The sequence below is a fragment of the Bacillus sp. MN7755 genome (assembly GCF_054771475.1).
Genome location: NZ_BTRL01000029.1, coordinates 31401 through 51268 on the forward strand (window position 1 = coordinate 31401; position 19868 = coordinate 51268).

The 19868-nt window shown below is 35.6% G+C and carries 22 protein-coding genes; 9 read left to right on the plus strand and 13 right to left on the minus strand.

Features of this window, described 5'->3' with window-relative positions; translation table 11 throughout:
- The first annotated feature begins 124 nt into the window (after positions 1–124).
- Positions 125–562 carry a YndM family protein gene (locus ACYVEC_RS27565; protein ID WP_098557147.1) on the plus strand — a complete coding sequence of 146 codons (438 nt, stop codon included), beginning with the start codon at positions 125–127 and terminating at the stop codon, positions 560–562.
- A gap of 210 nt (positions 563–772) precedes the next feature.
- On the opposite strand, the gene ACYVEC_RS27570 is transcribed toward ACYVEC_RS27565, so the two are convergent.
- The 3 genes from ACYVEC_RS27570 to ACYVEC_RS27580 are packed head-to-tail and all read right to left on the minus strand — an operon-like array spanning position 773 to position 2204.
- Positions 773–1303, minus strand: coding sequence for a cysteine hydrolase family protein (locus ACYVEC_RS27570; protein ID WP_063225363.1), 531 nt, complete (start codon positions 1301–1303; stop codon positions 773–775).
- Positions 1304–1345: 42 nt separating this feature from the next.
- Positions 1346–1885, minus strand: coding sequence for a GNAT family N-acetyltransferase (locus tag ACYVEC_RS27575; protein WP_063225362.1), 540 nt, complete (start codon positions 1883–1885; stop codon positions 1346–1348).
- Positions 1886–1898: 13 nt separating this feature from the next.
- Positions 1899–2204 carry a YfzA family protein gene (locus ACYVEC_RS27580; protein ID WP_063225361.1) on the minus strand — a complete coding sequence of 102 codons (306 nt, stop codon included), beginning with the start codon at positions 2202–2204 and terminating at the stop codon, positions 1899–1901.
- A 101-nt stretch (positions 2205–2305) separates the two neighbouring features.
- Here ACYVEC_RS27580 and ACYVEC_RS27585 point away from each other — a divergent pair, with 101 nt between their 5' ends.
- The gene (locus tag ACYVEC_RS27585) at positions 2306–2824 is read left to right on the plus strand and encodes a kinase (protein ID WP_063225360.1); all 519 of its coding nucleotides are present in this window, start codon (positions 2306–2308) and stop codon (positions 2822–2824) included.
- A 51-nt stretch (positions 2825–2875) separates the two neighbouring features.
- Here ACYVEC_RS27585 and entB read toward each other — a convergent pair whose 3' ends face one another.
- The 3 genes from entB to ACYVEC_RS27600 form a co-directional block, all read right to left on the minus strand.
- Positions 2876–4090, minus strand: coding sequence for a cell wall-binding protein EntB (gene entB, locus ACYVEC_RS27590; protein WP_460509290.1), 1215 nt, complete (start codon positions 4088–4090; stop codon positions 2876–2878).
- A gap of 361 nt (positions 4091–4451) precedes the next feature.
- The gene (locus ACYVEC_RS27595) at positions 4452–5450 is read right to left on the minus strand and encodes a hypothetical protein (RefSeq protein ID WP_098557424.1); all 999 of its coding nucleotides are present in this window, start codon (positions 5448–5450) and stop codon (positions 4452–4454) included.
- The gene (locus tag ACYVEC_RS27600; protein ID WP_063225357.1) at positions 5440–6018 is read right to left on the minus strand and encodes a sigma-70 family RNA polymerase sigma factor; all 579 of its coding nucleotides are present in this window, start codon (positions 6016–6018) and stop codon (positions 5440–5442) included. Before ACYVEC_RS27600 ends, ACYVEC_RS27595 begins: the two co-directional genes overlap by 11 nt.
- Before the next feature lie 131 nt (positions 6019–6149).
- Here ACYVEC_RS27600 and ACYVEC_RS27605 point away from each other — a divergent pair, with 131 nt between their 5' ends.
- Together ACYVEC_RS27605 and ACYVEC_RS27610 are read left to right on the plus strand one after the other, a co-directional pair.
- Complete coding sequence (locus ACYVEC_RS27605) at positions 6150–6632, plus strand: hypothetical protein (RefSeq protein WP_063225356.1); 483 nt, start codon at positions 6150–6152, stop codon at positions 6630–6632.
- A 124-nt stretch (positions 6633–6756) separates the two neighbouring features.
- On the plus strand, positions 6757–7104 hold the full coding sequence (locus ACYVEC_RS27610; RefSeq protein ID WP_063225355.1) for a hypothetical protein: 348 nt from the start codon (positions 6757–6759) through the stop codon (positions 7102–7104).
- A gap of 132 nt (positions 7105–7236) precedes the next feature.
- Here the strand turns inward: ACYVEC_RS27610 and ACYVEC_RS27615 are convergent, their stop codons facing one another.
- Positions 7237–8283: a DUF2332 domain-containing protein gene (locus ACYVEC_RS27615; protein ID WP_063225354.1), complete on the minus strand. Its 1047-nt coding sequence runs from the start codon at positions 8281–8283 to the stop codon at positions 7237–7239.
- A 381-nt stretch (positions 8284–8664) separates the two neighbouring features.
- Between ACYVEC_RS27615 and ACYVEC_RS27620 the strand changes: the two genes are divergently transcribed.
- Positions 8665–10167 (plus strand): malate:quinone oxidoreductase, encoded by a 1503-nt coding sequence (locus ACYVEC_RS27620; RefSeq protein ID WP_063225388.1) that lies wholly within the window; start codon positions 8665–8667, stop codon positions 10165–10167.
- 48 nt (positions 10168–10215) lie between these two features.
- Here ACYVEC_RS27620 and lsrB read toward each other — a convergent pair whose 3' ends face one another.
- The 4 genes from lsrB to ACYVEC_RS27640 are packed head-to-tail and all read right to left on the minus strand — an operon-like array spanning position 10216 to position 14673.
- Positions 10216–11259, minus strand: a complete 1044-nt coding sequence (gene lsrB, locus ACYVEC_RS27625) for an autoinducer 2 ABC transporter substrate-binding protein LsrB (protein ID WP_063225353.1) — start codon at positions 11257–11259, stop codon at positions 10216–10218.
- The gene (locus tag ACYVEC_RS27630) at positions 11256–12245 is read right to left on the minus strand and encodes an ABC transporter permease (protein WP_063225352.1); all 990 of its coding nucleotides are present in this window, start codon (positions 12243–12245) and stop codon (positions 11256–11258) included. The genes lsrB and ACYVEC_RS27630 overlap by 4 nt, the downstream gene beginning before the upstream one ends.
- Positions 12242–13195, minus strand: a complete 954-nt coding sequence (locus ACYVEC_RS27635) for an ABC transporter permease subunit (protein WP_460509295.1) — start codon at positions 13193–13195, stop codon at positions 12242–12244. Before ACYVEC_RS27635 ends, ACYVEC_RS27630 begins: the two co-directional genes overlap by 4 nt.
- Positions 13192–14673: a sugar ABC transporter ATP-binding protein gene (locus tag ACYVEC_RS27640; protein ID WP_063225350.1), complete on the minus strand. Its 1482-nt coding sequence runs from the start codon at positions 14671–14673 to the stop codon at positions 13192–13194. The genes ACYVEC_RS27635 and ACYVEC_RS27640 overlap by 4 nt, the downstream gene beginning before the upstream one ends.
- A 331-nt stretch (positions 14674–15004) precedes the next feature.
- Between ACYVEC_RS27640 and ACYVEC_RS27645 the strand changes: the two genes are divergently transcribed.
- Genes ACYVEC_RS27645 through lsrF form a run of 4 tightly spaced genes read left to right on the plus strand, consistent with a single transcriptional unit; the run spans position 15005 to position 18694 of the window.
- Positions 15005–15955, plus strand: a complete 951-nt coding sequence (locus ACYVEC_RS27645) for a sugar-binding transcriptional regulator (protein WP_142332799.1) — start codon at positions 15005–15007, stop codon at positions 15953–15955.
- Entirely contained in the window at positions 15955–17517 is a 1563-nt protein-coding gene (gene lsrK, locus ACYVEC_RS27650; protein WP_063225348.1) for an autoinducer-2 kinase, read from the plus strand. Before ACYVEC_RS27645 ends, lsrK begins: the two co-directional genes overlap by 1 nt.
- Before the next feature lie 25 nt (positions 17518–17542).
- Positions 17543–17905, plus strand: a complete 363-nt coding sequence (locus ACYVEC_RS27655; RefSeq protein ID WP_000909986.1) for a cupin domain-containing protein — start codon at positions 17543–17545, stop codon at positions 17903–17905.
- Between the two features lie 6 nt (positions 17906–17911).
- Entirely contained in the window at positions 17912–18694 is a 783-nt protein-coding gene (gene lsrF, locus ACYVEC_RS27660; RefSeq protein ID WP_460509298.1) for a 3-hydroxy-5-phosphonooxypentane-2,4-dione thiolase, read from the plus strand.
- Between the two features lie 125 nt (positions 18695–18819).
- Here the strand turns inward: lsrF and ACYVEC_RS27665 are convergent, their stop codons facing one another.
- Together ACYVEC_RS27665 and ACYVEC_RS27670 are read right to left on the minus strand one after the other, a co-directional pair.
- Complete coding sequence (locus ACYVEC_RS27665) at positions 18820–19323, minus strand: GNAT family N-acetyltransferase (RefSeq protein ID WP_048555034.1); 504 nt, start codon at positions 19321–19323, stop codon at positions 18820–18822.
- 58 nt (positions 19324–19381) lie between these two features.
- Entirely contained in the window at positions 19382–19777 is a 396-nt protein-coding gene (locus tag ACYVEC_RS27670) for a VOC family protein (RefSeq protein ID WP_063225346.1), read from the minus strand.
- Between the last annotated feature and the right edge of the window lie 91 nt (positions 19778–19868).

The window sequence follows — 19868 nt, forward strand, 5'->3', positions numbered from 1 at the left end:
TTATTTGTTTTTTTAATATTTAGATAAAATTAGGACATGAAAAAGTTTTACGTAAATATATTCGTTACAATGTATGAACTCCTAAATTTATTGTAAAACTATGTATAAATCGGAGGTGTAAATATTGAATGGTTTTACTGTAGTACTAATTAAGTTTATATCGTGCATTATCGCATTTAGTATTGGACTCGCTTTATTTTTCCCAGCAACTTTCGTCCAAATTATTTCGTTCAGTCTCTTCGTTACAATCGTATCTTATATGTTCGTTGATAAAATTATTTTAAATCGAATTGGCAATACTGGTGCCATTATGTCGGATTTTTTACTAACATATTTAAGCGTATGGATTTTCGGTAATATTTTATTAGACAACTATATGCAAATTGCATGGGGAAGCATCCTTTCCGCGATTGTCTTCACATTATCAGAAGTAATCGTTCATCGCTTCTCTGGCTCCCACACAAGGCACCACAACGATAATATTCATATTAATCGACGATTTGCATATGGTACGGAGTTTGCGGAAGAACAGAATGTGTTGGATAAAGATAAGAAGAAGTAAAATTTTGATGCAGGAGCGCCTTTTTTAATTATGTGGTGCTCCTTTTTTCTGTTTTTATTATGGTACGTGAAATTATATCGACGATTTTTCAAATATATCTATCGTAACTTGAAATATATCAACGATTATTTCAATATATTGACGTTTCGACAAATAATATCGACTTACCGACATTATTTGTCACTATTGCTTCTAATAAAAAACTGCCTCTTATTTAGAGACAGTCACATTCAAATCTTTTAACGTAACAACATCAGCAAACGCTCCAAACACTACGTTATGATGTTTCACAATGTCTTCAGCTCGTAACACTTCTGTATCGAATGTACTATGCGCATCACTTACTAACGTTACTTTATACCCTTCACTAAACGCTCTGCGCGTTGTTGTATCCACACAATACTGCGTCTGCATTCCAGAAATAATAACATGATTAATTCCTTTTTCTTGTAACACTTCGTTTAAGTTTGTCTTATAGAATGAATCTGGCGTCGTTTTTTCAACGATACTGTCCCCTTCTTGCGGCGCAATTTCCACATGGATCTTCCAGCCATCTGTACCTTTTTCTAACGGGTGATTTTTAGGTCCGTTATGTTGAACATAAATCACCGGAATATCATTTGAACGACATTCCCCAATAAGCTCTTGTAATGTTTGTAAAAACTTCTCCCCATTATGTACTAGCATTCCTGCTGTATACATACCTGCTTGCACATCGATTACGATTAATGCTTTTTTCATTTTATACAACTCCCTTTGTTTGTATAAGCCATTGCATAATCATTATAAGTGTTTAAATTCCACCATCCAACAATCTTCTAATTTCCCCTCATGCAGTTCATGTTCCTTTAAAATCTTTACTTTTTTAAATCCACATTTTTCATAACACTTTATCGCACGTTCATTATTAACTTTCGGGTCCATTGCGATTACTTCTGCTCCCTCATTCTCCATAATATATGTAATTGCTGCCTGAACGAGTTTAGTTCCAATTCCTTTCCCCCAACAGGCCGGTTCTCCGATAAATTGGTCCATTCCCCATACATTTTGTGATTCTTTATAGCCATATAACGCTTTCCACTCTGAATCAACTGGGTACATTTGTATGTAACCAATCGGAACGGTATCAAATTCTATTAAACATCTTTTTTCATTACTGTTTGGACTATGTATAAAATGATCAAGCACCTTTTCTACAGATTGCGGATTATCTCGTCCTTCGTAATACTGCAAGACTTCTGGGTCCGTTAACCATTTTGAAATGATAGGTGCATCATCTTCTATTACGTACCTAAACGATACAGTTTCTTTTTGAAATAGCATAAAGTACCTCTTTTTAATTATTTATATTTTTTCTTGCTGTGAAATCTTTAATTGCCCCTATTAATGCGTATGGTAACAATGTAATCGCAAAAAAAGCTGTAAACATATTAAAATGAGAGATTTCATATGGAATGAACCATTCCGTGAAAATTTGAGAATTTAAAATTCTATTTAAAAATTCTCCACCAGGTTTAAAGTTCGGTGCCCATGCAGTTACTTCACAAATAATAAACAGCAATTGTACAATTATAAATGCCCCTAGATAGCAAAACCATGTTCGTTTCCAAATCAGCTGCGCCTTATTTAATTTCGCTTCCATTTAGCCCCCACCTTTTTTATTTGCATCATATTAATTATACACTTTCTACGTTTCATTTGTTAAAATTTTCTATATAATCATTCGCGTTGGGGGAATACATTATGTCTAATCCTATACTTAAATCAACTTTAATCATTCTTAGAGGAAACTCCGCAAGTGGTAAAACAATAATCGCAAAGCAACTACAAGAACATTTCGGACAAGGCACACTTTTAGTATCTCAGGATGTTGTCCGTAGAGATATGCTTAGAGTACACGACACGATGGGTAATTTATCACATGATTTACTATTTGAAATTACGAAGTACGGAAAAGGAAAATGTGAGTTTGTTATTTTAGAAGGTATTTTAAACAGTCGTAAATACGGTGAAATGTTGAAAGAATTAATACATTATTTTAAAGGAAACGCTTATACATACTACTTCGATTTATCATTAGAGGAAACTATTCGACGACATAATACAAGAGAAAAACGGCATGAATTCAGTGAGGATTCATTACTAAAATGGTATAATCCGCACGATACAATTGAAGTTGCTAGAGAAACTATTTTTACAGATAACTTCACGCAAAAAGATATATTTGATGCGATTCTTAATGATGTTATGGTACGAAAATAAGACCGACAGAATATGTCAGTCTTATTTTCATTATGTTATATACTATATTTATTATAGAATTTTCACTTTAACAGTTTGTCTTCCCCAATTCATAGCTTTACTTTTTGAACCCATTAAAACATCAATGCGATTACCTTTAATTGTACTTCCGGTATCTCCAGCGATAGCTTCTCCATAACCTTCTACCCATACTTTAGATCCTAAAGGAATTACTTTCGGGTCAACTGCGATAATTCTCATATTCGGATTAGCCGTTAAATCATGCCCCATCGCAGTTAAAACGCGTCCACCATATGTACCATTTTCACTTGGATCAGCAGTATACGCTGTCGCTACTACCGTTAATTCACGTTTAGCAGACTGCGTGTTATTTTTAGACTGTTCTTTTTCCTTTATCGCTTCTCGTGCTTTCTCTTCTTCCTTAGCCTTTGCTATTTCTCGTGCTTTCGCCTCTTCCTTAGCCTTTGCTATTTCTCGTGCTTTCGCCTCTTCCTTAGCTTTGGCTATTTCTTGTGCTTTCACTTCTTCCTTAGGCTTTGCTACTTCTTGTACTTTCACTTCTTCCTTAGGCTTTACTACTTCTTGTACTTTCACTTCTTCCTTAGGCTTTGTTACTTCTTGTACTTTCACTTCTTCCTTAGGCTTTACTACTTCTTGTACTTTCACTTCTTTCTTAGGCTTTGTTACTTCTTGTACTTTCACTTCTTCCTTAGGTTTTATTGTTTCTTTTGCCTTTGTTATCTTCTGTGTTTTAGCTTCTTCCTTAGCTTTAACCGTTTTTTGTACTTTCGTTACTTGCTTCGTTTTCTCGTCAGCTTTTTTTTCAATTGGTGCTTTACTTGATAAGAAAGAAACATTTACATAAGCTGTTTTTCCCTTATACTCAAATTGTAGCCATCCATCTTTTACTTGGTTCGTTGATTCAATTACATCATCTTTTTTCAGTCTGCCAAGAATTTTTGATTCTGTGTTTGATTCAGAACGTACATTTAACAAATCTGCTGTTACATGGTAAATATCTTTTGTAAACTCCGAGCTTACAAATACTTCTTTACCATTTAACTCAATTTTTGACCAGCCATCTTCAGTATTTATGACTTTTAATTCTTCCCCGTTTTTTACTTTTTCGACAACTTTTGATTCCGTAGTCGGTTTTTCACGTACGTTGAGTACATCTGCTGTTACGATCGTTTCTGCAGTAGCAGTTGTAGTAAATGCTCCCAATCCGAAAACAGTTGCTGTTGCTGCGCCAATTACTTTTTTCATATTAACCCCCATTATATTTTTTTGAATTCTATCAAATGCTTTCGTAAAAATAATAAAATTTAATATCATACCAAAACATTTGCAACAACATATTAATACGACTTAATATACTGTTATTAAAACTCCTTACTCCAATACTATCAAATTCTTATTTTTAATTCTATATATTATAACTTTCCATATCTCCTATAAACGTTCTATCCCCTTCTTCATACTTAATAGTTTTCTTACAATTACTAAAACATATAGAAAACTATACACTCCACCTAATCTATCTAAATGCAAAACATCCATTTTTTAAAATGGATGTTTTGCAAAAAAAGTTTACATAATATAATTATCAACCACTTATGTCGGATAACTATTCAACCATCGAAAATAACACTTTCTCAAGCTCTTTTTTAGAAAGCATACTACCATTTATATAGATTTGATATGCATTTTCCCCTTCTTTTCCAGGTACCACTATTTTCATAGCCCGCACATTCGATTCTTTATACTCACCGAATGTAACGTCATAGCCATGTAATTTATATTTCTTTATATCTCCAGTAAAATTAGGTCCTCTTTCAGATGGTTTATCAAATGGTCTATCAATAAAGTAATCTTTATATTCTCCTCCAACAATTTCTAATTGATGAATTGTAAAACCTAATTCTGCATCTGAAGTATGTGGCTGTTTTTTTACATTTTGATTTTCATATCTCATTGTAATAAGCGGCATAGGTTTTCCTAGTGTTGCTTCAGCTTTTACCTCTTCCAATACTAATTGATGTCCAACCGGAATATACGTTGGATGCTTGATTGGAAAACCAGTTATTTGTTCAGCTTGTTCAAATGTATAGGTAAAATGTTGATCTATTCTTTCTTCATATATATGTAATTGTTCCATTACCTCTCTATCTCTCGTTTCTTCATCAGCATTTAGACGATCGGTTGCTGTATATTGTCTTTTTCCATTCTCTACGACACTTACTTTTTTATAGAAATAGTACGATTCCTGTAATAAAGTTACATACTTATCAAAGTCCTCTTCTGTAAATATACTTTTAGCAATTTCTATACGTTCCATTACGCCATTATAACCATCCTCAGTCATTCCCATATCTTGTCTTGCTTTTTCTGGTGTCCCTACAATTTTATCCATTAATGTTGTACCTGCAAAAGTACCAGTTGGTATTAAAATAGCCGCAGCTACAAAGCCAAATAATAACTTTTTCTTCATAGAAACCTTCCTTTTCATTTTCGACTGTTGGTATTTATAAAAAGAGTTTTGCACTTTATTCTCTAAATTTGGAGACGGCTCTAGATTCTCTGCTTTTCTTTTAAGTTCATTCGTTACATATCTTTCAAAATCCATTTACTTCTTCCTCCCTTTCGTTTGGCATTTGTTCGATTTCTATTCTTAATCGTTTTAGTGCTGTGTGCAGTCGAGATTTCACTGTACCAAGAGGAATTTGAAGAAGTGCAGCAATTTCATCTAAGCTATATTCATGGAAGTAACGCATAATAATTACTTCACGATGTTTATAAGATAAATTTTGTACAACTTCTACTAGTTCACTTCTTGTTTCTTTATGTAAAATAGCTTCATCCATTATGTAAGACCGATCTTGTTCATACATTTTCTTCTTTTCAAAGATTCGAAATCGTCGCCACGATTTCCGACGCCAATCCTGTACTTGCGTAACAACTAATCCATGTAACCAAAAACGAAATGAACGATTCATATCATAGTTTGTTATGGACTTCCACATATTGATGTACACTTCATTAACTATATCGTCTACATCTTGGTTTTGACTTCCTACTAAAAATACTACTGTTCTATAAATATCTTTACATGTATATTCATAAATAATTTGAAAGGCTTCTTGGTCCCCAGACTCCATTTTATATAGCCATTCTTTCAATTGTACTTCATCCAACATTACAATCCCCTCTCATGATCTTTCACACTATATTCGCTCGTTTTTCACAAAAGGTTCATTTTACATGAAAATTTATTTATTACAATAAAAATATAAGGTATATTTTTATACAAAGGAGGATTTCAAGAATGAATAAAGAAGATAAAATTTATGCTGAAAAAGTATTGAAAAATCTCTTTATCGGATCACAAGTTGATGGATTACAATTTGGTATTTCTTCAGGCACTATAAAGATTCATTTCACAAACTTTCACGACTCCGTTGATTATGACGGACAATTATATATCAATATCGAATCAAAATGGTTTTTATTTAATAAATCTACAAAAAGATACCCATTAAATGAAGATGACTTTGAAGATTATTCTGAGGAAGAAGAATATGAGAGAATATTTGAGATAAGAAGACAAAAAGTTACCGATATACAACTCGGCTTAGAAAGCCCTCATTTAATTATTACATTAGAGAGTGGAAAAATTATTTTTGTAAATGGTTTTCATGATCATTATGAACGTTGGCAAGCTGGTATGCAATGTGAGCAATGGCTTGTAGTTGCTGCACCTGGGAATGAAATCGCCACTTGGACTCCCGATAAGTTTATCGATAAATAAACTGTCTTCCCGAAGGAGAACCGACGATATTTTATGAACTACATAACTATTTCTATTACACTTAAACGAATGACCATTTTACTTTAATAGAAATCATTTTATTAAATTTGAAAGGACGATAATGATGGCATGTGTCCATGATTTTGGAATAATTGAAGAATTTGATTCTCAAAAAAGTTACAACGATTATACACCAGAGAAATATGATTGTGTTTCTGTTGATGATGATATTATCAGTAATTTAAGTCAAAATTTATCAATTATGAAAACCTACTTTCATACAGTAAAAAATCAGGAATATGGTTTAGCATATTGGGGTATTACAATTATTCCTCCTGATTCATTAGCAATTTTCTATGAAACAGTTACATCTTCAAAGTTCTTCAAAAAATCTGATGAGCTGAATGAATTAGCTTCAAAAATTGTACAAGCTGTAGCAGAAAAGAAGTACATGATTCATTATGGGATTTGAATGTAATACAAAAATGCTTAGGATTTCTCCGAAGCATTTTTTGTATATAAATAATAAATTTATTCTTTAGCCATTTAGTTTATGCTTAAACCTATTTCCTCATCTTTTAAATATGAGAATATCCCTATTAATCTAAATAAGCCTCTCATTTCCAATCTTCCAGCTAAACCATCTCCCATGCCCTTCTGTTTCTCCAACCGTTTCACGATATTCGTTTCCGTTAATATAATAATTAATATGAAGGTCCCGGTCCCACATGTTGTTATATAGGTGGAATACATCACGTTTTGCACCGATTTCTTGGATTTGTTTTTCTAACTTATGTTTTACTTGTTCAGGTATTTGATTTGCGACGTGTGTATGGAAAATACAGATAATAGCATCGCTACTTATTCGTTCAATAATAGATGGTAATAGCTCTACACCATCTCCTTCTATTAATTGAACAGATTTATTTTTTACTAAAGATGCAGCTTGGTCAAACAGTTCAAGCCTTTCTTTATGTTCTGGCCAAATAAGTGCACGTAGCCATAAATAATCTTCGTTACTATGTAAATCATTTACATGTAAATCTAGTCCGATTCTTTCTACAACAGGTGGACTTTCTTTTAATAAATGAGGCACATTCTTCCCTCTTATTTCAGAAGTTACATGTACATTCGAATTTATATTTCCGTATGTTTCATCTGTTCCGTACGAATAGCTATATTGATCCCAAAATAGTTGTAATCCAGAACTTGTCCCAATTTCAATTAACGCTAACGGTTTGTTCACTTTATTAAATATGTAACTGAAACTTGGATATAAATATGCACATCTTCTTACTTCATTCGTTTGAACAAGTTTCGTTTGTAATAACGTAATAATTTCTTCTCTGTACATTTTACAGAAATCTTTAAAATGATGAAAAGCTTGGTCTAAATCCGTATTAGCATGTTCAACTAAGCTACTATAATACGTTTTTAAATGATGTTCTTTCCCTGCTAGTAATAAATGGTGTACTGCACCTAATAATAAGTTTGGGACTGGTTGACCTGCTTGAGCGTAGGAAGATAGTGTAAGTACTTCCTCATCTTCAGCTATTTTTATCGCTAAGTATTCATATAAGTCACTTGACCCTTTACATTCCTTTATTGAAAAATTTCGAAATAAGTTTGCGATTTGTTCTTGTGTACGCATCTGTATCCCTCCTTTTTATTTTACAGAATAATCATACAATTAAAGGGGCAAAAATTCCATAAAAAGGTATCATTTCTACCCATTTTTGGATATGTAAGCTTTTTCGAGATAATTTCAAACTGTAATTTTTTTCTATTTACCACCTTAAAAGAGCTTGTTAAATAAGATTTTTGGCGAATAAAACGTTAAATAGTTTAAAATTATCAGATAACACTAGATATTTTAGTCTATTAATTATTATAATAGAGTATGAGATGGTTATACAATTGAGACAAAAAAGGTAAATACCTAGGTGGGGCCTAGGCGGTGTTTTCTTTTTACGGCTTAGATACAAGTAAACACCTACTCTTTTTTGCCAATATAGGGGATGGAGAGATTATCATGAGCAACATGCAGCAAAAAACAGACGTTATCTTAATTGGTGCAGGAATTATGAGTGCAACGTTAGGCTCATTACTAAAAGAATTAGCACCTGAATGGGAAATTAAAGTTTTTGAAAAACTCGCAAGTGCCGGGGAAGAAAGCTCTAATGAATGGAATAATGCAGGTACAGGGCATTCTGCGCTATGCGAACTGAACTATACTTCCGAAAAATCTGACGGATCTATAGATATTAGTAAGGCTGTAAAAGTGAATGAGCAATTCCAGCTTTCAAGACAATTTTGGGCATATCTTGTAAAAAGTAAATTAATTCGTAATCCACAAGATTTTATTATGCCTCTACCTCATATGAGTTTAGTACAAGGTGAAAAAAATGTTGAGTTTCTAAAAAACCGTTTTGAAGCGCTTTCAAAAAACCCACTGTTTCAAGGTATGGAATTTTCCGATGCTCCTGAAACATTAAAAAAATGGCTTCCACTCATTATGGAAGGACGTACATCTAATGAATTGATGGCTGCAACGAAGATTGACTCTGGAACAGATGTTAACTTCGGTGCATTAACACGTATGTTGTTTGATTACTTAAAAACGAAAAATGTCGAGCTAAACTACAAACATAGTGTCGAAAATATTAAACGCACGAAGAATGGTTTGTGGGAAGTAAAAGTACACGATATGAATAGTGGTAAAATCGAACATCATACTGCAAAATTTGTCTTTATCGGCGGCGGTGGCGGTAGCCTACCTCTACTACAAAAGACTGGCATTCCTGAATCAAAACATATCGGTGGATTCCCAGTAAGTGGACTATTTATGGTATGTAAAAACCAAAAAGTTGTAGAACAACATCATGCGAAAGTATATGGTAAAGCTAAAGTTGGTGCTCCACCAATGTCTGTACCTCACCTTGATACGAGATATATAGACAATAAAAAAGCTTTACTATTTGGACCGTTCGCAGGGTTCTCACCTAAATTCTTAAAAACTGGCTCAAACCTTGACTTAATTGGTTCTGTAAAACCGAATAACGTCTTAACGATGTTAGCTGCTGGTGTAAAAGAAATGGGACTAACAAAATACTTAATTCAACAAGTTATGTTATCACATGAAAAACGTATGGAAGAATTACGCGAATTCATTCCGAACGCAAAAAGTGAAGATTGGGACATTGTAGTTGCTGGGCAACGTGTGCAAGTAATTAAAGATACTGATGCCGGTGGTAAAGGTACACTTCAATTCGGTACAGAAGTTGTAAGTGCAGCTGACGGCTCAATCGCTGCATTACTAGGTGCTTCACCAGGTGCATCTACTGCCGTACACGTCATGCTTGAAGTATTAGAAAAATGTTTCCCAAGCCGTATGGTAGAATGGGAAGAAAAGATTAAAGAAATGATTCCTTCTTACGGCATTTCACTAACAGAAAATCCAAGATTGTTCCAAGACCTTCACACTTCGACTGGTCGTACGCTTGGATTAAACGAAAAAGAAACTGTTCATAATTAATGCAGAAATAAAAAACGTCCGATATATTCGGACGTTTTTATTTGTCTACTAAAAATTATACTTATCAATATTATCTTTCGTAAATACAACTCTTTCTGGTAACACGATAATTCCATTCCCTTCTGCCTCATAATCATATCCTTGAATGGAGTTTGGCTCTACCTTCACTTTTCCGATTCCTTTTACTTCAAAGCTATCTCCTACTTTTAACTTCTTCCCTTTTACTACAATTTCATTTGCTACATACGTTGCGAGTGCCCCTTGTTGTTTTACATCCCATAATCCGAATTGTTGTACTGTTCCTCGTTTGACATAATCACGCATAACGTTTGGTGTAGAGAAACCAGTTACAACGACTTTTTTATCCATTTTCAAGTTTTCAGTTGCTTGTGCCATTGCCGGAAGTGCCGTTGCATCTGGGCAAATGACTGCATTAATATCTGGATACGTTTTTAAAATGTTCTCCCCTACTGACAAAGACTTTTGCGCATTATTTTCACCATACTGCGTCGTTACAATTTCCCAGTTCGGATATTTCTTTTTAATAATTTCTTTCGCTTTCGTTACCCATTGGTTTTGATCCGTTACTGTTGGACTTGAATAAAAGAAGGCTACTTTTCCTTTATCTCCAATTTGTTTGGAAGTCATTTCAATTAATAAGTTAGCAAGTTGGTCTGGTGTTCCTTGGCTTATATAAAAGGAACGGTCTTTCGGATTCACATCAGAATCCCATGTTAAAACAGTCATCCCTTTTTTCTTAGCACGTTGCAGTGATTGGGATAAACCATCTACTGAAGTAGAAGAGACCATAAGTGCATCATAGTTTTGGTTAATAAAATTGTTTATATATTTTACCTGCCCTGATACGCTTGCTTCAGACGGTCCATCATATTTCACTTGTACGCCTAGTTTATCTCCCATCTCTTTTGCCCCTTCACCACCCGATGTAAAGAAGCCAACTCCAGTTAGTTTCGGAATGAATGCAAATTTCACATCATCCGCTTTTTTCTTATCTGCCGTTTGACTAGAACAAGCGATTAAACCGATTAAACAAATGCATACAATGAATACAATCCCTAGTTTTCTCTTCATGACATTTCCCCCTTATGCAAGTTCTTTCTTTTCCCCAGTGTGAATTGATGTAATTTGAAATGTCTCATAATAACTGAAAGAATAAGAATAATACCAATTACTACGTTGGATTGTTCATTTGTTAAACCCGTCATTTGCAAGCCATACTGCATGAGCCCAATAAAAATACTCGCCAGTACAGTACCGATAATGCTTCCTTTTCCCCCTGTAATAAGTGTCCCGCCTAATACGACTGCTGTAATGATTGGTAAAATTGTTTCACTTCCAATATCAGCACGTGCGGAACCGAAATAGGCAGTTAAGAACGTTCCCCCTAATCCACCTCCTAACCCAGAAAGTATATAAGCGATAATCACTACTTTCTTCGTTTTAATCCCGGTATATTTCGCTGCATTTTCATTCGCCCCCGTTAATTTTACGTGGCGCCCATATATTGTTCGGTGAAACAATGTAGTAAATAGCATTGTTAATACGATAAGTAGCCATAATAAATTAGGTATTCCTATAAAACTACCATTTGCCAGTTGTACAAAATCCCCAGGTAAACCACTTATCCCTTCGTATCCGGAAGCGCCTGCCCCTCCTGAAATGACGAGTGCAATCCCGCCGTATAAAAACATCGTTCCGAGTGTAACGACGAGTGGTTCTACATCCGTCATTTTTATAATGAGTCCGTTTAAACCGCCTGCTAAACAACTGAATATAAGAGCAAGTATAACAGCAAACAAAATAGGTATCCCGTTCATCCAAAGTACACCGATCAAAATCGAAGTTAGCCCCATTATTGAGCCAACCGATACGTCAATTCCTCCTGTTACAATAACGAAAGTCATTGAAATTGCTGCGATTGCTATAAACAGAAAATCATTTGTACTAAAAAGGAGATTACTAACGTTTAAGAAATCACTATTTATAAAACTAAAGAAAATGAATTCTACTAGAAGTAATACGATTAGAACACCTTCCCATCTGTAAAAATACTTCATAGATTCATTCTCCTTTCTGCTTTCCACTTTTTCATTACACTATCCAATATGATAATAAGTAGTAGTAAAAAACCTGAAATAGCATTATTCCAAAATGCTGGTATTTTTAAAAAGACGAGTGAACTACTTATCGCCTCTAAAAATAACGCTCCTAATGCAGCTCCAAATATAGAACCCGTTCCTCCTTTTAAATGAATTCCCCCTAGTACAGCAGCTGCGATAACCTGTAGTTCTATTCCGGTGCCTGTTTGATTCGGAACGAACCCAATATTCATAACAAATATACAACCAGCGAGTGCAGCACTTATGCCCGATATAATAAACGCATATATCTTCACCTTATTTACTGGTATCCCAATAAGTCTCGCACCATCTTCATTATCACCTACTGCATAGAAATATCTTCCGTATGGTACTTTCATTAAAAAGAAATATAGTAGTAGTAAAATAATAAGAACAAACCATACAGTTATCGGCAAGCCAAGAATGACGATAGATGACAGCTGCTTAAAATCGTTTGGAATATCTTCAATCCACTTCCCGCCTGTGAAAATTAACATCGCACCTCTAATAATTCCTAACATGCCTAATGTCATAATAATAGCTGGTACTCGAAACTTCGCAACTCCAATACCATTTACGAAACCGATAATGGCGCCAAGTGTAATAGCAGCAAATATAGACATGGATGCACTATACCCATTCGTTAACATCATCCCGCAAACTGCTGCACTTAACCCCATCATCGAGCCAACTGATACGTCTATATTTTTCGTAAATAAGACGAAAGATTGACCAATTGCTAGCACGACTAAAATAACACTTGATTTCATCATTAAAGATAACGAGTTAAATTGAATAAAACTAGGGTTTATCATTCCGACAATAGCTATATAAATTAGTAGTAACAGTATGATAGACGTTTCATGCATTTTTAACATACGTTTCATTCCGTTACACCTCCGTATGCAAGGCGTGTAACTTCATCTACACTCATTTGTCCTTTTTCCAAATGAGAAATAAATTTTCCGTTTCGCATTACATATACACGATTTGCCAATTGAACAATTTCCTCAACATCTGAAGAGATTAATATTATTGCGAGTCCTTCCCTCTTCATTTTTTCTATCGTCTCATACACTTCAAGCCTTGCTTTCGCATCAATTCCGCGAGTCGGTTCATCAAGAATAATAATTTTCGGATTACACGCAAGATATTTTGCAAGCACGACTTTTTGCTGATTCCCTCCCGATAAAGATGCGAGTTCTTCATTCATATTCGGTGCAATAATTCGGAACTGTTCTATAAACGAATTAACTAAAGCGCTTTCTTTTTCTTGATTTATAAAAAAGCGATTATTTTGCTGTAAACTTGCTGCTGCAATATTTTCTTTAACAGAAGCAATTGAGAAAATTCCATTCCTCGCTCTATCCTCTGGCACGTAAACTAGCCCTTCACGTAGCCTTTTATGTAAAGAGCATATATCAATTGATTTTCCTTCTAATAAAATAGAACCTGATTTTATAGTTTTCAATCCAAGAATCACTTCTGCTAATTCAGTTCTACCTGATCCTATAATGCCAGCAATACCTACAATCTCACCCGCATGTACAGTGAATGATATATTTTCGAATGCGTGGCTCGTTACATCAATTACTTCTAATATTTTCTTCGTTCCTTTTGTCTCTTGCACTATATCTCTTTTCTCTTCTTGTTTATACCCTTTTGGTAATAATCCCCCCATTAGCATGTCATATGTATAGTCACATACATTACCTTGGCTTACAATCATTCCATCACGTAATATGGCTACTTTGTTGGCAATTTCAAAGATTTCTGGAAAGCGATGCGTAATATAAATCATCCCAATTCCTTTTTCTTGTAATCTTTTCATCAACACAAAAAGACTCTTTATTTCGTGAGTTGTTAATGTCGATGTTGGCTCATCTAGAATAAGAATCTCGGCTTCTCTTATTAATCCTCTAACGATTTCTACTAACTGTTGCTGCGCAATCGATAATGATCCTCCTAGTTCATTAAGGTCAATACCCCATCCTAGGATGCTAATCAATTGCTGAATCTGTACTCTTAATTTCTTTTTCTTTTCTTTTAACCCGATACATATATTTTCTTCAATAGTCATATGGGGAAAAATGAGCGGTTCTTGCGGTATTAAATAAATACCTTTTCGGTGTGCTTCTGACGGATTTGAAAACTGTTGCTTCGTTCCTTTTACATACATTTCTCCATCATCATACGAATATAACCCCGTTAATATTTTCGTTAATGTTGATTTCCCGGCACCATTCCCTCCAACTAAAGCATATATATCTCCGCGCTCTACTTGAATGTTCACTTCTTTTAATACAAGTTGATTTGAAAACGCCTTACTCATTTTTTTCACTTGTAATAAAGGTGCGTTCTCCACATGATGTCACCTGCCTTTATCCCGCATTAACTGGCAGTAAAGCTCCCACCTAAAAATTCAGCTGGAGCAAAGAAGTTTGGTGGGAGATAAACTGCCAGTAAATGCCCGATTGGTTCAACTAATAATCAGTGGGGGATGAACAAAATCCCCACTGATTAAAGTTTCACTTTATCCAGAACATTTTTTGAGAAAATGATTATTTGTTCTACTTGTTTTGTAGCATTGTATATTCCTTTTTTTATATCTAGAACACTTTTTTCTAGGCATTATTAATCGTTTCAACTGGAATAAACAAAATATACAGCACATATGTTTAAGCAGTGGTCAATTGTTGAAAGGGATGAAGAGTATGACACAGCTGAACTTTGAAGAGAATTTATTAACAAAAGTAGCTTGGTACTATTATAAAGACCAATTAACACAACAGGAGATCGCTTCACTTCTTCATATTTCAAGAAATAAAGTCGTCCGGTTATTAGATAAGGCGCGAAGTGAAGGCATCGTTACATTTCATGTAAAAGGGACTGGTTTACACTGTTTGAGCATTGAACGTGACTTAATAAAAAAATTCCACTTAAAAGATGCATTCATTATCCCTACTCCAATAGACAATTATGCTACTTCCCTCGGCAAAGCTGCTGCACAGTATTTAGAAACTCAGCTCCAACAAGGCGATCTACTCGGCATAGGCTGGGGCGAAACAATTAGCAAAATGCTAGAAAACATTCATTTTGAAAGCTCTATTAACCTTTCAATCGTAACGCTAACAGGTGGAGTAAATCACTATCTCCCTAGAAAACAAAACTATTTACACTACATGCAAGGCGATCTTCACATTATTCCTACGCCGTTTCTAGCGTCTACAACCGAAATGGCACAAAGTATTCTATCAGAACCGAGTGTAAAAGATATGCTTCATGTCGCTTCACTTGCCCATACGGCTGTTGTCGGTATTGGAGGACTATCTCAAGATGCAACTATTGTAAAAGAAGAAAAATTAACGTTACGGGAAATGACATATATTCGTAGTCAAAACGGGGCGGGCGATATTTTAGGACAGTTTTATAATACAAATGGTGATTTATTAAAGCTTCCGCATCACAATCGCCTAATCGGCACACCACTCTCTATTCTGCGTAAAATGAAACATGTCGTTGGTGTCGCTGGAGGCATTCAAAAGATAAACGCCATTTATGGGGCTTTAAAAGGGAAATTTATTCATACATTAATTACCGATGAAGATACTGCGATCTCTTTATTACGAAAGGACGGTGATTCTTAATGTCTACTTTATTAGCTTTCGATGCTGGTACAGGAAGCATTCGAGCAGTTCTTTTTGATTTACATGGTAATCAAATTGCAGTAAGTCAAAAAGAATGGATTCATAAATCTGACCCTCGTTACCCAGGTTCTATGAATTTTGATGTAATAGAAAACTGGCAGCTTGTACAACAGTGCACGAAAGAAGTTCTACAAAAAAGTAATACTCCTGCCTCTTCTATTCTTGCTATTAGCGCGACAAGTATGCGAGAAGGATTTGTTTTATACGATCAAGATGGGCAAGAAATATGGGCTTGTGCAAATGTTGATGGACGCGCATCTGCCGAGGTTAGTGAACTAAAAGAAATCCGGACACATCTCGAAGAAGATTTATATACAAAATCTGGTCAAACTTTTTCATTAGGTGCTTTACCTCGCCTACTTTGGATTAAAAAACATCAACCAGACGTCTATAATAATATTCACTCTTTTACAATGTTAAACGATTGGATTTTATATAAATTAAGCGGTGTACTGCAAATCGATGCCTCAAACGGATGCACGTCTGGTATTTTTGATTTACAAAATAGAGTGTGGGATAACGATATCGCTAAAGAATGCGATATCATATTGCCTTTTTCTCCAAAAGTAAATGAAGCTGGCACTGTGATTGGTAATGTTACAAAAGATTGTGCAGTATTAACCGGATTACATGAAGGAATCCCTATCGTCGCCGGGGGCGGAGATGCTCAAATGGCATCACTCGGAACGGGAGTCGTGAAGCCTAATCAAACATTAATATGCGGAGGTAGTTTTTGGCAACAAGAGATGAATGTTACAGAGCCGATACCAGATCCACATGTTGCGATTCGGGTAAATTGTCACGTCGTTCCGAACCTATGGCAATATGAAACGATTGCCTTTTTCCCAGGACTTGTTATGCGCTGGTTTAGAGACGCTTTTTGCCAAGAGGAAAAGAAACTTGCTGACAAACTTGGTGTAGATGCTTATGAATTATTAGAAGAACAAGCGAATGATGTACCTGTCGGCTCATATGGCATTATCCCTACTTTTTCAAACGTAATGAACTACATTTCTTGGCGTCATGCCGCACCTTCCTTTTTAAATTTAAGTTTAGACGCTGACAAATGTGGAAAAAAAGAACTGTTCCGTGCTATTGAAGAAAATGCCGCCTTTGTTACACTTGGCAACTTAAAATTAATAGAAAATCTCACAGGGACATTCCCTTCTGAAGTCGTTTTTGCTGGGGGTGCCGCTAAAGGGAAACTATGGCCACAAATTCTATCAGACGTACTCGGTATCCCTGTAAAAGTACCAGTTGTGAAAGAAGCAGCTGCTTTAGGAACTGCGATTGCTGCTGGAGTTGGTGCTGGAATATATAATTCAATGGAAGAAACCGCTGAACAGTTTATACAGTGGGAGCACACATTCGAGCCAATTACTGAAAATCACGAATTATATAAGGAGTTCTATGAAACATGGAAAACTGTGTATGACAGTCAGCTCGCTTTAGCTGATAAAGGACTTACTACTCATATGTGGATTGCACCTGGTGCACTGTAACACATTACATAAAGGAGTGAACTATATGTTAAAAGCGAATGAAAATGATTTCTCCTATCGCTTCGGTGATAACGGGCCGAAATATTTAATACAAGGGCCGAATATTGATCTTGGCCTTGTTGTTATTCAGCCTGGGCAAGAGTTTCAAAATCACTATCATACGACGTGCGAAGAAGTCTTTTATGCATTAGAAGGTGAAATAGATTTCTATGTAAATAACGAAAGAGTTCCGATTAAACAGGGTGATGTCCTGCAAGTTCGCCCTCATGAATCTCACTATCTGATTAACCATTCTGACAAACCTTTTAAAGCTGTTTTTATAAAGTCACCACATTTACCAAATAAAGATACGGTTCAAACGGAAAATCCAACATTAACGAAGGAGTGATTTCAAATGACTTGGGGATTTAAAAATCGATTAAATACTATTTTACCTGATGGCAGAGCGGTTATGTTAGCGATAGATCACGGCTACTTTTTAGGACCAATTCACGGGCTTGAACAGCCACTTGAGACCGTCAAAAACTTACTTCCTTATACAGATTCCCTCTTTTTAACGCGAGGTGTACTTAGCTCCTGTATTCCTGAAAACTGCCGCACACCGATGGTTATGCGTGTATCAGGCGGCGCGACTGTCGTCGGTAAAGATTTAGCGAATGAAACAATTGTTACCCCTGTAAAAGAAGCAGTGAAACAAAATGCAATTGGCGTCGGCGTTTCTGTTTTCGTGGGATCAGACTATGAAACACAAACAGTTACAAATCTCGCAAATGTAGTTTCAGAAGCTCACAATTATGGTCTGCCAGTACTCGGCATTACCGCAGTTGCAAAAGAACTACAAAAACGAGAAGCGCGCTTTCTTGCACTCGCTTCCCGTGTATGCGTTGAAATGGGTGCTGACATTATTAAAACGTACTACTGCGAAGGATTCGAAAAAATCACAAGCACTTGCCCTGCCCCAGTCGTAATCGCTGGTGGACCAAAACTAGATTCCATTGAAGACGCATTAAACATTACGTACAACGCACTGCAAGAAGGCGCAATCGGGGTAGATATGGGCCGAAACATATGGCAATCTGAACATCCTGCTGCGATGATTCAAGCGATTCATGGTATTGTGAAGAATGGATTGAATGTGAAAGAGGCGCTGGAATTATATGATGATGTAAAAAACTAAGGTAATAGATAGACTATTACACTTAAATAAATACAAAATCAATATTTACTATAATAAGGAAAAGCCCATATGTAACATATGGGCTTTCTTTTACATTTCTTATTATTTCAAATTTGGTCAGGTCTCTACAGATCGCGTACATTCCAAACAATCTCACCGCGTTCACCAAACGTACTGTGATGCCGCTTAAATCCTATCTTCTCTAATACCCGGAAAGATGCAGTATTCCAAGCACCTACAGTTGACCAAAGTCTTTGGCGTCCCGTAGCAATCGCAGCCTCTAGCACCGCTGATGCTGCCTCTGTCGCATATCCCATGCGATGAGCACTGCGGAACAACTCGTATGCAATCTCCGGCTCTTCAAGCGTAGAACGACCGATAATTAAGCCACAGTAACCGATGAAATCGCCTTCGTCTCGTCTACGAATAGTGAGAAGAGAAATACCATTTTCAGCTGCTTTCTTGCGCTTCTCAATAAGATCGTTACGAACAGATTCAACGGTTGGCATTTCCACTCCACGTTCACCAATTAGTTCTCTAAGCCAGACTGCATCGGATTCCTCCCACATATTCAGGTCGAGTCGTTCCGTTCTCAGCTGGAACGCCATATCTTTAAATACAGATGTCATAGCGGTAACCTCCTATTTATATCACTGTACTGCACTATTCAATTTCTCTTATTGATTGCTATCGAGCTTTCTTACCATCTTTATAGTCAAGACAAGACACTTCAATTAATAACCCATTAAACATTGAAAAATAAAAACCATAACTACTACCTCTCATCCCATACGGTTCCTTGTCTATTTCAATGCCGCCAGCTACTAAACGATTATATGCTTGATCAACTTCATTTGAAGTATCCACTAAAAAACCAATATGAAAAGCTTCTGGATACGTAACTTCCTTATTCCCCTTAAATGCTTTTGGATCGCTCAGCACAAGTATAAATCCACTTTCGTCACTCATCACTACTAGTGCCTTTCCCTTTTGCTCCAAAAATTGAAAATCAAAAAATGTTTCAAAGAAATGTCTCGCTTCTGATAAATCATCTACACATAAATTCAAATGATTTAACTTCATTCACTCATCTCCTTTTAATCAGAGGGTATGTAGACTCATTTTCATAACACTTAAATATGTAAGGTAAGATATTCAAGCGTTCCGTCTAAGA

Excerpts from the sequence above, each read along its gene's own strand:
- lsrK (WP_063225348.1), top strand. The coding sequence starts at position 15,955 with ATGTCTACTTTATTAGCTTTCGATGCTGGTACAGGAAGCATTCGAGCA.
- ACYVEC_RS27575 (WP_063225362.1), bottom strand. The coding sequence starts at position 1,885 with ATGCTATTTCAAAAAGAAACTGTATCGTTTAGGTACGTAATAGAAGAT.
- ACYVEC_RS27585 (WP_063225360.1), top strand. The coding sequence starts at position 2,306 with ATGTCTAATCCTATACTTAAATCAACTTTAATCATTCTTAGAGGAAAC.
- ACYVEC_RS27610 (WP_063225355.1), top strand. The coding sequence starts at position 6,757 with ATGGCATGTGTCCATGATTTTGGAATAATTGAAGAATTTGATTCTCAA.
- lsrB (WP_063225353.1), bottom strand. The coding sequence starts at position 11,259 with ATGAAGAGAAAACTAGGGATTGTATTCATTGTATGCATTTGTTTAATC.
- ACYVEC_RS27620 (WP_063225388.1), top strand. The coding sequence starts at position 8,665 with ATGAGCAACATGCAGCAAAAAACAGACGTTATCTTAATTGGTGCAGGA.
- entB (WP_460509290.1), bottom strand. The coding sequence starts at position 4,090 with ATGAAAAAAGTAATTGGCGCAGCAACAGCAACTGTTTTCGGATTGGGA.
- ACYVEC_RS27665 (WP_048555034.1), bottom strand. The coding sequence starts at position 19,323 with ATGACATCTGTATTTAAAGATATGGCGTTCCAGCTGAGAACGGAACGA.
- ACYVEC_RS27670 (WP_063225346.1), bottom strand. The coding sequence starts at position 19,777 with ATGAAGTTAAATCATTTGAATTTATGTGTAGATGATTTATCAGAAGCG.
- ACYVEC_RS27635 (WP_460509295.1), bottom strand. The coding sequence starts at position 13,195 with ATGAAACGTATGTTAAAAATGCATGAAACGTCTATCATACTGTTACTA.
- ACYVEC_RS27655 (WP_000909986.1), top strand. The coding sequence starts at position 17,543 with ATGTTAAAAGCGAATGAAAATGATTTCTCCTATCGCTTCGGTGATAAC.
- ACYVEC_RS27630 (WP_063225352.1), bottom strand. The coding sequence starts at position 12,245 with ATGAAGTATTTTTACAGATGGGAAGGTGTTCTAATCGTATTACTTCTA.
- lsrF (WP_460509298.1), top strand. The coding sequence starts at position 17,912 with ATGACTTGGGGATTTAAAAATCGATTAAATACTATTTTACCTGATGGC.
- ACYVEC_RS27580 (WP_063225361.1), bottom strand. The coding sequence starts at position 2,204 with ATGGAAGCGAAATTAAATAAGGCGCAGCTGATTTGGAAACGAACATGG.
- ACYVEC_RS27595 (WP_098557424.1), bottom strand. The coding sequence starts at position 5,450 with ATGGATTTTGAAAGATATGTAACGAATGAACTTAAAAGAAAAGCAGAG.
- ACYVEC_RS27615 (WP_063225354.1), bottom strand. The coding sequence starts at position 8,283 with ATGCGTACACAAGAACAAATCGCAAACTTATTTCGAAATTTTTCAATA.
- ACYVEC_RS27570 (WP_063225363.1), bottom strand. The coding sequence starts at position 1,303 with ATGAAAAAAGCATTAATCGTAATCGATGTGCAAGCAGGTATGTATACA.
- ACYVEC_RS27605 (WP_063225356.1), top strand. The coding sequence starts at position 6,150 with ATGAATAAAGAAGATAAAATTTATGCTGAAAAAGTATTGAAAAATCTC.